The following is a 12,601-nucleotide window of genomic DNA, read 5'->3' on the forward strand; positions in this document are numbered from 1 at the left end:
TGGGAGGCGCGCGGGTGGCGCGTGGACGACGTCAATCTGCATCGCTCCGGCGGCAATTCTATCGAAAGGAACCGACATGACCATTTCCACGCTCGCACTCACTCCACTGATCTCGCTGATTGCCGGCGTGCTGATCCTGGTGATGCCGCGGCTCCTCAACTACATCGTCGCGCTCTATCTGATCGTCGTCGGCCTGCTCGGGTTGTTTCCACAGCTCGCCGGCTGAAAATGGCGGCTGGCGCGGCGAGCGTTAGCCGGCAAGCAAGCGCAAGGCGGCTGCAACGGTTGCCTCCGGAACATCCTTGGCGGCTTCAACTTTCCTTTGAGGCTGTTGTCTCCGGCGATGCGGCAATAGCGCCATTGCCCTCGGCCCGGCTTTTCGCTATGTGCCTCAAAGATGTCTTCGAAGGGGTATTCCTATGGCTGATCACACGCCGACCGGTCCTGTCGAACTGGGCGCGAAGATGGACTATGCCGAGCACGACCGCACCTATGCCGGCTTTGTCATGCTCGCCAAATACGGATCGCTCTTTTGCGCCGCCGTGCTCTTGGCAATGGCTTTCGGCTTCTTTGCGGGCGGCTTCTTCTCCGGGTTTATCCTGTTCGTTCTGATCCTCGCCGTCGGCGCCTTCATTCTCCGGTAAATTCTTCAAAACTCCTTGCCCTTCAAACCCTTGCCCGCGACATCGCCGGAAGTCCGGCCGGCGTCCTGCGCAGACAGGTTCCAGCCGAAAGGATCATGCGGTGGGACAGACGGTTTTCATCCCTCGTGAGCTCGATGCGAACGAGCCGCGCGTTGCCGCCTCGCCGGACACGGTGAAGCGGCTGGCGGGGCTGGGGTTCGACGTGATCGTCGAAAGCGGCGCCGGCACGGCATCGCGCATTCCCGACGAGGAGTTTGCCAAGGCGGGCGCTGCGATCGGCAAGGCCGGCGATGTCGCCAAGGCCGATGTGGTGCTGAAGGTGCGCCGGCCTAGTGAAGCGGAGCTGAAGGCCTATCGCCGGGGCACAGCGGTCATCGCCATCATGGATCCCTACGGCAACGATGCTGCCGTCGATGCTCTGGCAAGGGCCAGCGTCACCGCCTTCTCGATGGAGTTCATGCCGCGCATCACCCGCGCCCAGTCCATGGATGTCCTGTCCAGCCAAGCGAACCTCGCCGGCTATCAGGCGGTGATCGACGCGGCTGCCGAATATGACCGGGCGCTGCCGATGATGATGACGGCGGCCGGCACTGTGCCGGCGGCGAAGGTCTTCATCATGGGCGTCGGTGTCGCCGGCCTGCAGGCCATTGCGACGGCAAGACGGCTTGGCGCCGTCGTCACCGCCACCGACGTGCGCCCCGCCGCCAAGGAGCAGGTCGCCTCGCTGGGAGCAAAGTTCCTGGCGGTCGAGGACGAGGAGTTCAGGGCCGCCGAGACCGCTGGCGGCTACGCCAAGGAAATGTCCAGGGAATACCAGGCCAAGCAAGCGGCACTGACCGCCGAGCACATCGCCAAGCAGGACATCGTCATCACCACGGCGCTGATTCCCGGCCGTCCGGCGCCGAAGCTCGTTTCGGCCGCGATGGTCGCCTCGATGAAGCCGGGCTCGGTGATCGTCGACCTCGCGGTCGAGCGCGGCGGCAATGTCGAAGGCGCCGTGCCCGGGCAGGTGGTGACCACGGCCAACGGGGTAAAGATCGTCGGCCATCTCAACGTGCCGGGCCGCGTCGCGGCATCCGCCTCGCTGCTCTACGCCAGGAACCTCTTTGCCTTCCTCGAGACGCTGGTCGACAAGACCACGAAGACGCTTGCCATCAACCGCGACGACGATCTGGTCAAGGCGACGATGCTGACCGATGGCGGCCAGGTCGTGCATCCGGCTTTCGTCAGGGTTGAGCAAGCGCCGTGTGTCGAACCGCCGGCGATCCCGGCCAAAACGATGGTCGCCGACGCTTCCGCGAAACCGGCTGCTGCAAAGAAGGCCGCGCCCAAGAAACCGGTCGCACCCATGTCGCCCCCATCGAAGTCGAAAGGGACCGCGTGATGGACCAGACCTTGCAGAAAGCCCTCGACCAGCTCGACCAGGCGACCGCTGCCGTCCGGCTCGCGGTGCAGGATCTGGCCACCGCTCCAGGCGGCACCGATGCGGCAGCCGACGCTGCGCACGCGCTGTCCGGCGGGGCGATCGATCCGTTCGTCTTCCGTTTCGCCATTTTCGTCCTGGCGATCTTCGTCGGCTATTACGTCGTCTGGTCGGTGACGCCGGCGCTGCACACGCCGCTGATGGCAGTGACCAACGCCATCTCCTCGGTCATCGTCGTCGGCGCGCTGCTTGCCGTCGGCATCTCGGCGTCCGGCATCGCCACCGGTTTCGGTTTCGTCGCGCTGATGCTGGTCTCGGTCAACATCTTCGGCGGCTTCCTCGTCACCCAGCGCATGCTGGCCATGTACAAGAAGAAGGACAAGTAGAGCGAGATGAACGCCAACTTCGCCTCCTTCCTCTATCTGGTCTCCGGAATCCTGTTCATCCTGGCATTGCGTGGCCTGTCACACCCGACCACCAGCCGCCAGGGCAACATGTACGGCATGATCGGCATGGCCATTGCCATCGCCACCACGCTGGCGCTGGCGACCCCTTCGGCGGGCGGCTTCGGCCTCATCGTGCTTGGTCTTTTGATCGGCGGCTCGGTCGGCGCGGTCACCGCACGGCGCATCGCCATGACCTCGATGCCACAGCTGGTCGCCGCCTTCCACTCGCTCGTCGGCCTCGCCGCGGTCATGGTGGCGGCTGCCGCCATCTATGCACCGGAAAGTTTTGGCATCGGCACAGTCGCCGATATCCATGCTCAGGCGCTGATCGAGATGAGCCTCGGCGTCGCCATCGGCGCCATCACCTTCACCGGCTCGGTCATCGCCTTCCTCAAGCTCGACGGCCGCATGTCGGGCAAGCCGATCATGATCGGCGGCCGCCACGTCATCAACGCGGCGCTTGGCATCGCGCTGATCGTGCTGATCGTGCTGCTGGTCACCTCCGAGTCCAAGCTGGTGTTCTGGCTGATCGTCGCGGCATCGCTTGTCCTTGGCGTCCTGCTCATCATCCCGATCGGCGGCGCCGACATGCCGGTGGTCGTCTCGATGCTGAATTCCTATTCGGGCTGGGCTGCGGCAGCACTCGGCTTCACGCTCGGCAATCTGGCGCTGATCATCACCGGCGCGCTGGTCGGCTCGTCCGGTGCGATCCTGTCCTACATCATGTGCAAGGGCATGAACCGGTCTTTCATCTCGGTCATCCTCGGCGGCTTCGGCGGCGAGACTTCCGCCGCAGCGGACGACGGCATCGAGCGCACGGTCAAGCAGGGTTCGGCCGACGATGCCGCCTATCTGATGATGAACGCACAGAAGGTCATCATCGTGCCGGGCTACGGTATGGCGGTCGCCCAGGCGCAGCATGCGCTGCGCGAGATGGCGGACAAGCTCAAGGCAGCCGGTGTCGACGTGAAATACGCCATTCATCCGGTCGCCGGCCGCATGCCGGGCCACATGAACGTGCTGTTGGCCGAAGCCAACGTGCCTTACGACGAAGTATTCGAGCTGGAGGACATCAACTCCGAATTCGCGCAGGCCGACGTCGCCTATGTCATCGGCGCCAACGACGTCACCAACCCTTCGGCTCGTGACGACAAGTCGTCGCCGATCTACGGCATGCCGATCCTCGATGTCGACAAGGCGCGCACCTGCCTGTTCGTCAAGCGCTCGCTCGGCTCCGGCTACGCCGGCATCGACAACACGCTGTTCTACAAGGACGGCACCATGATGCTGCTCGGCGACGCCAAGAAGATGACCGAAGAGATCGTCAAGGCGATGGATCACTGACCGGCTTCGCGGCGCCGATACACCGCCGGTTGCTCGAATTAAGCCCGGCTCCCCGCCGGGTTTTTTCTTGACCCTGAGCATCCGACGTCTTTGCTTCCATGCCGGTTTCAGAGCTACGATGGGCGAATTCTGTTCCGGGATTTTCACCAACGGAGGCACTGGTGTCCGACCTTCATCCTGCTGCGTCGCCGGTCACGGGCAGTACGCCGGCCCCGGGTAAAACGCCGCGCAAGCTCAGTCAGGCTGTGGTCATCGTGCATGGCATGGGCGAACAGCAGCCCATGAGCACGCTGAGGGAATTTGTTCAGGCTGTTTGGAGTCACGATCCCGCTCGCGTGCCGTTTTATGCCCGTGTCTCCGATCCGGGCCGGCCCGCCGGCGAGAAGATCAACCGGAGCTGGATCACGCCCGACAGCCGGACGAATTCGCATGAGCTTCGCCGGATCACCACCCCTTACGACGTCGCTGGCCGCCGCACCGATTTCTACGAGCTCTATTGGGCCGACATCACGCAAGGCACGACACGGGGCCGGCTTGCAGCCTGGGTGACGAGCCTGCTCTGGCGCAAGCCCGCCGACATTCCGCGCGATGCCCGTGGGCTTTATGTCGTCACGCTTCTGGCCGTCATAACGGTCCTGTGTGCGGCGCTCGTGCTCGCGACATCGGCCTCGCAAGGGTATCTTTCCTGGACCACGGGCACGCTCGTCACGATCCTGGCCTCGTTCGTCATCTGGTTGGTGGACCGATTTGGCCTGCCTTATTTCGGCGATGTGGCCGCCTATGTGCGTGCTGAAGCGGCAACGGTCGAGAAGCGCGCGCTTGTCCGCGACCGTGGCCTGACGCTGCTGAGGCGTCTCATGATGGACGATGGCTACGACCGGATCGTGCTGGTCTCGCACAGCCTGGGATCAATCATCGCCTATGATCTGCTGCAGATATTGTGGGCCGATTTCAGGCCCCGAAAGCTGGAAGCTGCCCGCGACAAGGCGAGGCTGAAGGCAATCCACGCCGTCGACAAGGCCACGCTCAAGTCAGATGGTGCTGCGTGGCCCAGCTTGGATGATTTTTCCGGATTCCGGCGCGCCCAATGGGAGCTCTATCGGCAGCTTCGCGTCAGGGACGCCGATCATCCATTACCATGGAAGATCAGCGATTTCGTCACGCTTGGCAGTCCGCTGACTCACAGCGAATTTCTGGTGACCTACAATCTCGCCGAATTCAGGCGCGGCATCGCTGAGCGGCTGTTCTCGGCATGCCCGCCGATTGCCGAGACGGCGGCCGGTGGAACCGTCCTTTACCAGGAAGGGCGCAGCCGTTCGGGCAAGCCACAGCGGGCGGTGCATCATGGTGCGGTGTTTGCCGCGACCCGTTGGACCAATATCTTCGACCGGGGCAATGGCTGGCTGACGGGCGACCCGATTTCCGGGCCGATGGCAGAAAATTTCGGCCCCGGCGTGGAGGACATTCAGGTCAAGTTGCGCAGTTCGCGTGGTCGCATCTTCACCCACACGCTCTACTGGTCACTGAAGGCTACCGGTATCGAGATCGCCCCAGCCGCCGGCACGCCGCGTTCGCATATTGACGTGCTGCGCGACGCAGTCGACCTCGGCCGCAAATTCGAGCCAAGTCAGGCAGTGCCGACGATCGCTGCTGGAAAATAGGAGCCCGCTCGTCTCGGCGAATCAGCGCGCGCAATCCATGGCGATCGCCATTAAAACAACAGGCCCATGCCGGCTCACAGTCCGGCATGGAGGGCACCGTCAAGCACCGATCAACGGTTGGTCAGGAAGACCGCCTCCTCGTCGTCGCGTTGCCTGCCGCCAAGGGCGGCCGCCGCGCTCGCGATGAAGGCGCCGACGACCAGGGACAGCGCGCCAACCAGCGCAAAACTGGCACCGGCCTTCCTGGCGGTATCGGCGGCCTGCTGGGCCTGGACCTTTGTTTCCTGTGCCCTGGCAATCACCGCATCCACACGGGCCTTGGCATCCGGTTCCGACAGCCCCGTGCGGGCAGCCACCAACTGCGACAGATAGGTCTTGTCGTCTGCCGAAACTTCGCCTGCAGCTGCGCTCGCGATCAAAATGCGTGAAGCCTGCGCCGTGGCCGCCGCATCGCTCTCCGGATTGGCGGCAGCAAGCCTGGCCGCATCGGCCGGGCGGAACAACGTATCGACGAAGTACGACGTTGCGTTGTCGGTCGAGCCGCTTCCGACGTTCGCACTAGCACCTGCCGAAGCGCCCATTGCCGCGCCAGACGCGACAGTCGAAGCGGCCTGGACACCAGTTCCGATAGCCGCGGAGAGCGCCGAACCGAGCACCGCGGCAACGAGCAAGGTCGCAAGCGCCCAAGCGAGGAAGCCGTGAGCGGTATCGCGGAAAAAGACTTCATCGGTGTGGACGCCGACCCATTTGGTGCGCAGCCGCCCGGCAAGATAGCCGCCGAGAGCCGACGACAGCCACTGCACGATGATCAGCCACGCCGCGGTGGAGGCCGCGAAAGTTGTGACCGAGGTGCTCAAGCCGGACCACGGCGAAACCATGGTCAGCCCGAGCCCGGAGCCGAGCAGCATCAGGATCAAGGTCAGCGTCGAGGCAGCGAACGCGCCGGCAATGATCGGCCCCCAGCTGACAGCGGTGGAGGAGGATTCCGTCGGCGTGGAAACGTCGACAGCCGTTAGGGTTGACTGCATGTCAGCCCCCTACCGTGCGAAAAGCATGATGAGAATAATGATCGGAATCGGGACTCCGAGAAGCCAGAGCAAAATGCCACGTCCCATGAGTGCCTCCTGCGGCTATTGTGATCGTTGATCGATTACAATGCCTTGGAAGCCGTTCCGTTCCGGCCGGCCCTCAGTGATCTTTGTTGGGGGCGGTAGACATGTTTGGTAAGCTTAAGCCTACCAATTATGTCTCAAACATCCGAAATTGAGCACCCGGCTTGGGCTTCAGATATCCAGATTAGCGACCGACAGCGCGTTTTCCTGGATGAACTCGCGCCTGGGTTCGACCTCGTCCCCCATCAGTCGCGAAAACAGCGAGTCGGCGTCCGTCGCGTCATTGACCTTGACCTGCAGCAGCGAGCGCACATTCGGGTCGAGCGTGGTTTCCCAGAGCTGCTCGGCGTTCATCTCGCCGAGGCCCTTGTAGCGCTGCATGGTCAGGCCCTTGCGTCCGGTGGCAAACACGGCGTTGAGCAGTGCCAGCGGTCCCGAGATGGTTTCGGCCACATCCTTGCGGCGCAGCACCGGCGGCTCGCCATAGACCTCTGCCAGGCGCGGCGCATAGCGGTCGAGCTGGCGGGCATCGGCCGAATTGATCAGCGCGAGATCGAGATGCGCGAACTCCTTGACGCTGCGCACCGTGCGCTCGAACACATAGCCGCCGATGCCTTCGTTCGAGGTCGACATGCGGCCGGTCCAGCCGCGTTCGGTGTCCTCGGCGATGATGTCGAGACGCCGGGCGACACGCTCGGCCATGGCGTTGGCCCGGCCGAGATCGGCGAAAACCTCCGGGTTGAGCCCGCCCGCGATCGCCGCCTGCTCGACCACGCCTCTGTTATAGCGTGTGTGCAGCCCATTGATGAGCTGGCGCACCGCCAGCGCATCGTCGATGGCGCTGCGCAGGTCCTGTCCGGCCCGCACCTCGCCGGTGCTGAGCGCAAGCGACGCCTCTTCCAGCCCCGAGCCGATCAGGAATTCCTCGAAGGCGCTTTCATCCTTGATGTATTGCGAGCTCTTTCCGCGCGTCACCTTGTAGAGCGGCGGCTGCGCGATATAGAGATGGCCGCGCTCGATCAGCTCCGGCATCTGCCGGAAGAAGAACGTCAGCAGCAAGGTGCGGATGTGGGCGCCGTCGACGTCGGCGTCGGTCATCAGGATGATCTTGTGGTAACGCAGCTTGTCGGCGTTGAACTCGTCCTTGCCGATCGAGGTGCCGAGCGCGGTGATCAGCGTGCCGATCATGTCGGAGCCGAGCATGCGGTCGAAGCGGGCCCGCTCGACATTGAGGATCTTGCCGCGCAGCGGAAGAATGGCCTGGTTCTGCCGCGAACGGCCACCTTTGGCCGAGCCACCGGCGCTGTCGCCCTCGACGATGAAGATTTCGGATTTCGCCGGGTCGCGTTCCTGGCAGTCGGCCAGCTTGCCGGGCAGCGAGGTGACGCCGAGCGAGCTCTTGCGGGTGATGTCGCGCGCCTTGCGCGCGGCTTCGCGCGCCGCAGCCGCCTGGATGACCTTGTCGATGACAACCTTGCCCTCGGCCGGATGCTCCTCGAGCCAGGTGCCGAGCGCCTCGTTGACGAGCCCTTCAACCACCGGGCGGACTTCGGATGAGACCAGCTTGTCCTTGGTCTGTGACGAGAATTTCGGGTCGGGAACCTTGACCGACAACACCGCCGTCAGCCCTTCGCGGCAATCGTCGCCGATCAGCGCCACCTTCTCCTTCTTGGTGAGGCCCGAGGAGTCGCCATAGCCGGTTATCTGGCGCGTCAGCGCGCCACGGAATCCGGCAAGGTGCGTGCCGCCGTCGCGCTGCGGAATGTTGTTGGTGAAGGCCAGCACGTTCTCGTGGTAGCTGTCGTTCCACCACATGGCGACTTCGACGGTGATGCCGTCGCGCTCGGCTTTGATCGCAATCGGCTTGTCGATCAGCGGTTTCTTGACGCGGTCGAGATATTTGACGAACTCCTCCAGCCCGCCATCATAGTGCAGCTCATGGCGCACGACGTCGGCATGGCGGGCATCGGTCAGAACGATTCGCACGCCGGAATTCAGGAAGGCGAGTTCGCGCAGCCGATGCTCCAGCGTGCCGAAGTCGAACTCGACCATGGTAAAGGTTTCGGACGACGGGAAAAAGGTGATTTCGCTGCCGCTCCGCCCCTCATAGGTGCCGGCAACCTTGCGCTGCTCGTAGGTGCCGGTGACCCTCAGTGGCGCGTCGGCGTTGCCGTGCGTGAAGCTCATCTCGTAAATCTGGCCGTTGCGGCGGATCTTCAGCTTCAGCCAGGCCGACAGCGCGTTGACCACCGAGACGCCGACGCCGTGCAGGCCGCCGGACACTTTGTAGGAGTTCTGGTCGAACTTGCCGCCGGCATGCAGCTGCGTCATGATCACTTCGGCCGCCGAAATGCCTTCCCCGGTATGGATATCGGTCGGAATGCCGCGGCCATTGTCGATGACCGTCACCGAACCGTCGGGGTTGAGCGTCACCGTGACGAGGTCGGCATGGCCGGCCAGCGCCTCGTCGATGGCGTTGTCGACCACCTCGTAGACCATGTGATGCAGGCCCGAGCCGTCGTCGGTATCGCCGATATACATGCCCGGCCGTTTGCGGACGGCATCCAACCCCTTCAAAACCTTGATGGAATCGGCGCCGTACTCGGCCTCAGCGCCGCTGGCGTTGTCGATCTGATCGCTCATGAAAACCTGTCTGATTGATGCCGCATATCCAGCGCTAAAAATCGGCTCCGAATCGCGCGTCCTTGATGCCCTAGATATAGGCGCAAAAGGCGGTTTTTCCAAGGTTTGCAAGCATTTCCGAATGGAGGAAGAGCACGCCTGGCCGGTTGGGGCATCGGACCCGAGAAGTCGAGCCGGTGTTGGGGACAGAGCGGCGGCAACAGGAGCAGGCCGGCCTGTTCCGGCAAGCAGGCACTTGGCGGTGCTCCGGTCACATCCGGGAGCGGGATGCTTCGCCTTTGCCGTTCGGCCACATGGACGGTTGCCTTGCCAGCCCCTACATTGAGTTCACCAGCGGAGCACGCCATGGACAGTCAGCCCGCCCCCTTCGTCCCGCCGGCGCCGAAACCGCGCACGTCGCCGCCTTCGACGCTGGAGATGATCCGTATCGTCTATCGCAACCCGCTCGAACTGTGGGGCGAGCCGACCTATAACCAACCCTGGATATCGGTGATCGGCATCGGGGGGCCGCTGGTCATCGCCAACGACCCCGGCCTGATCCGCCACGTGCTGGTCGACAACGCCAAAAACTACAAGATGGCGACGGTGCGCCAGATGATCCTGCGGCCGATCCTGCGCGACGGCCTGCTGACCGCCGAAGGCGAGGTATGGAGGCGTTCACGCAAGGCGATGGCGCCGGTGTTCACGCCGCGCCACATCTTCGGTTTTGCCGAGCCGATGCTGAGGCGCACGCGGGAGTTCGTAACGCGCTACGAGAGCGGCGGCACGTCGGACATCGCCCATGACATGACGCTGCTTACCTTCGACATCCTGGCCGAGACGCTGTTTTCCGGCGAAATATCAGGCGAACCGGGCAGCTTCGCCAAGGAGATCGACCGGTTGTTCGAGACCATGGGTCGGGTTGATCCGCTCGACCTGTTGCGGGCGCCCGAATGGCTGCCGCGCCTGACCCGCATCCGCGGCCGCAAGACCATGGCCTATTTCCGCAAGATCGTCACCGACACCGTCAAGATGCGCGAAGAGCGGGTCAAGCGCGATCCGGACAAGGTGCCACAGGATTTTCTTACGCTTTTGCTCAAGGCGGAGGGTCCGGATGGGCTGACGCGCGCCGAGGTCGAGGACAACATCATCACCTTCATCGGCGCCGGCCACGAAACCACGGCGCGAGCACTTGGCTGGACGCTCTATTGCCTGGCCGAAGCGCCTTGGGAGCGCGAAAAGATCGAGCGCGAGATCGACGCCGTGCTGGCCCGCGAGCCCGACCCGACAAAGTGGCTCGACGCCATGCCGTTCACCCGCGCCGCGTTCGACGAAGCGCTCAGGCTCTATCCGCCGGCGCCATCGATCAATCGCGAGCCGATCGAGCCCGAAACCTGGAACGGCCTCTATATACCGCGCCGCGCCGCGGTGCTGGTCATGCCCTGGGTCGTTCACCGTCATCGCAAGCTGTGGGACAGGCCTGACGCCTTCATGCCCGAACGCTTTCATCCGGGAAATCGCGAGAAGATCGACCGCTTCCAATATTTGCCGTTCGGCGCCGGCCCTCGCGTCTGCATCGGCGCCAGCTTTGCCATGCAGGAGGCGATCATCGCGCTGGCCATCATGCTGTCGCGGTTTCGCTTCGACACCACCGCCGAGACCAAGCCATGGCCGGTGCAGAAACTGACGACGCAACCGCAGGGCGGCCTGCCGATGCAGGTCACACGGCGCTTTTAGTGGAGCGCCTGATTGGCTAAGCCGCTGTCTTGCGCTGGAACTGGCCGGCGGCGCGGTAGCGCCAGAGATAGCTCGGCAGGATACTGCCGATCGACTGCGGCTGGATGCCGAGGCCGGCGAGCGTCCTGTCTTCCCTGGTGGCCGCGTCCGACACGATGTTGTGCTCGCGCAGCTGCAGGACCTGATCCTTGGTCAGCAGCGGATTGGGCAAAAGCCCGAGGATCGATGCCTGCATGTTCGCCACCCACCACGGCACCGACACCAGAAGCCGTTTGCGGTCGATCATGGCAAGCATTTCCTGCATGCATTCCTTGAAGGTCAGCACCTGCGGTCCGCCAAGCTCATAGACCCGGCCGCCCTGGACCTTGCCATCGACCGAGCGCGCCACCGCTTCGGCGACATCGCCGACATAGACCGGCTGGAATTTGGTCTGCCCGCCGCCGATCAGCGGCAGCACCGGCGAATAACGCGCCATGTTGGCGAAGCGGTTGAAGAAGCTGTCCTCCGGCCCGAAATTGATCGACGGCCGCAAGATGACGGCATCGCCGATGGTTTCCAGGACCGCTTTCTCACCGAGCGCCTTGGTGCGCGCATAGTCCGATTGCGCGTTCAGATCGGCGCCCAGCGCCGAGATATGGGTGAGGCCGGCGCCGACGGCGCGCGCCGCTTCGGCGACGGCGCGGGCGCCGAATTCGTGGACGGATGTGAATTTCTGCCGGCCGCTCTCATGCAGGATCGCCACCAGGTTGACGACATGGTCGGCGCCCTGCACGGCGCGGTCTACCGACCAGCGCACGCGAACATTGGCCTGCACCGGCTGGATCTGGCCGACATTGCCGAGCGGCTGCAGATGGCCGGCGAGATCGGGCCGGCGGCAGGCGACCCTGATGCGATAACCGCGCCTGGCCAGCGCCCGCACCACGTGGCGGCCGACAAAGCCGGAGCCGCCAAACACGACGACGAGCTTTGGGGTCTGCAGGATTTCGGTCATTGCTGGCTCCGGCGCAGTTTCCAGATTTACTGGGGCCCAGATCTACTGGGGCTTGGCTGAAGCCGTTTCATAATCGGTTTCGCATCAAAGGCAAAGGGCGATCAATTGTCGCCGATGCCTCTGCTTCGGCTGGTTCAGAACGCTCTGCCGATGCGCGCGTCGGTCGATTGGCGGTTGCCGCCGCGGATGACGAAGAAGAACAGGATCGCCGCCCACAGCAGCGATTTCTCGGCGCCGGAAAAACCCTGACCCATGGTGACCCAGTGGAACCACACCGTCACCAGAAGCACGAACATTCCGGCGAAAGCGGCCGGGCGGGTCAGTAGGCCGATGGCGATGAAAATGCCGCCGAAGAACTCGGTGCAGGCCAGCAGCAGAGACCAAAATGCGCCGGGATAGAAGCCGAGGCCTTCGACCATCTCGGCGGCGCCGAACGGATCGGTGATCTTGTGCGAGCCATGGATGGTGAGGAAGATGCCGGCCACGGCACGCAGGATGGTTTCGGAGGCGGTGTTCAGCGCCGCATAGAGGCTGCCAAGCGCTGGGAAGAAAAGGCTTCTGCTGGAATTGTCGGTGCTTGCGGACATTGGGGCTCCTCTTTTGCTGCTCGGCGCAAACACC

Annotated in this window: 11 protein-coding genes; 7 read left to right on the forward strand and 4 right to left on the reverse strand. The window is 63.8% G+C overall.

Features of this window, described 5'->3' with window-relative positions; all coding sequences use genetic code 11:
- The first annotated feature begins 76 nt into the window (after positions 1-76).
- The 6 genes from EN885_RS14670 (at position 77) to EN885_RS14695 (ending at position 5,518) form a co-directional block, all read left to right on the forward strand.
- The gene (locus EN885_RS14670) at positions 77-226 is read left to right on the forward strand and encodes a DUF3096 domain-containing protein (protein ID WP_065006071.1); all 150 of its coding nucleotides are present in this window, start codon (positions 77-79) and stop codon (positions 224-226) included.
- Between the two features lie 193 nt (positions 227-419).
- Positions 420-644, forward strand: a complete 225-nt coding sequence (locus EN885_RS14675) for an aa3-type cytochrome c oxidase subunit IV (protein WP_095484367.1) — start codon at positions 420-422, stop codon at positions 642-644.
- Between the two features lie 100 nt (positions 645-744).
- Positions 745-2,028 (forward strand): Re/Si-specific NAD(P)(+) transhydrogenase subunit alpha, encoded by a 1,284-nt coding sequence (locus EN885_RS14680; protein ID WP_128242326.1) that lies wholly within the window; start codon positions 745-747, stop codon positions 2,026-2,028.
- Positions 2,025-2,453 (forward strand): proton-translocating transhydrogenase family protein, encoded by a 429-nt coding sequence (locus EN885_RS14685; RefSeq protein ID WP_174654382.1) that lies wholly within the window; start codon positions 2,025-2,027, stop codon positions 2,451-2,453. Before EN885_RS14680 ends, EN885_RS14685 begins: the two co-directional genes overlap by 4 nt.
- Before the next feature lie 6 nt (positions 2,454-2,459).
- The gene (locus EN885_RS14690) at positions 2,460-3,857 is read left to right on the forward strand and encodes an NAD(P)(+) transhydrogenase (Re/Si-specific) subunit beta (protein WP_127289955.1); all 1,398 of its coding nucleotides are present in this window, start codon (positions 2,460-2,462) and stop codon (positions 3,855-3,857) included.
- 161 nt (positions 3,858-4,018) lie between these two features.
- The gene (locus EN885_RS14695; RefSeq protein WP_127289957.1) at positions 4,019-5,518 is read left to right on the forward strand and encodes a hypothetical protein; all 1,500 of its coding nucleotides are present in this window, start codon (positions 4,019-4,021) and stop codon (positions 5,516-5,518) included.
- Positions 5,519-5,628: 110 nt separating this feature from the next.
- Here EN885_RS14695 and EN885_RS14700 read toward each other — a convergent pair whose 3' ends face one another.
- The gene (locus EN885_RS14700) at positions 5,629-6,546 is read right to left on the reverse strand and encodes a hypothetical protein (protein ID WP_095484363.1); all 918 of its coding nucleotides are present in this window, start codon (positions 6,544-6,546) and stop codon (positions 5,629-5,631) included.
- Between the two features lie 255 nt (positions 6,547-6,801).
- Entirely contained in the window at positions 6,802-9,273 is a 2,472-nt protein-coding gene (gyrB, locus tag EN885_RS14705) for a DNA topoisomerase (ATP-hydrolyzing) subunit B (RefSeq protein ID WP_127206009.1), read from the reverse strand.
- 345 nt (positions 9,274-9,618) lie between these two features.
- Here gyrB and EN885_RS14710 point away from each other — a divergent pair, with 345 nt between their 5' ends.
- On the forward strand, positions 9,619-10,989 hold the full coding sequence (locus EN885_RS14710) for a cytochrome P450 (RefSeq protein WP_128242327.1): 1,371 nt from the start codon (positions 9,619-9,621) through the stop codon (positions 10,987-10,989).
- A 16-nt stretch (positions 10,990-11,005) separates the two neighbouring features.
- Here the strand turns inward: EN885_RS14710 and EN885_RS14715 are convergent, their stop codons facing one another.
- Both EN885_RS14715 and EN885_RS14720 read right to left on the reverse strand, forming a co-directional pair.
- Entirely contained in the window at positions 11,006-11,980 is a 975-nt protein-coding gene (locus EN885_RS14715; RefSeq protein ID WP_127289959.1) for a complex I NDUFA9 subunit family protein, read from the reverse strand.
- A 134-nt stretch (positions 11,981-12,114) separates the two neighbouring features.
- A complete protein-coding gene (locus EN885_RS14720; protein ID WP_127289961.1) occupies positions 12,115-12,567 on the reverse strand; it encodes a DoxX family protein in 453 nt (150 codons plus the stop codon).
- Positions 12,568-12,601: the final 34 nt, after the last annotated feature.

It is taken from the genome of Mesorhizobium sp. M6A.T.Cr.TU.014.01.1.1 (assembly GCF_004022765.1).
GTDB classification, from domain to species: domain Bacteria; phylum Pseudomonadota; class Alphaproteobacteria; order Rhizobiales; family Rhizobiaceae; genus Mesorhizobium; species Mesorhizobium mediterraneum.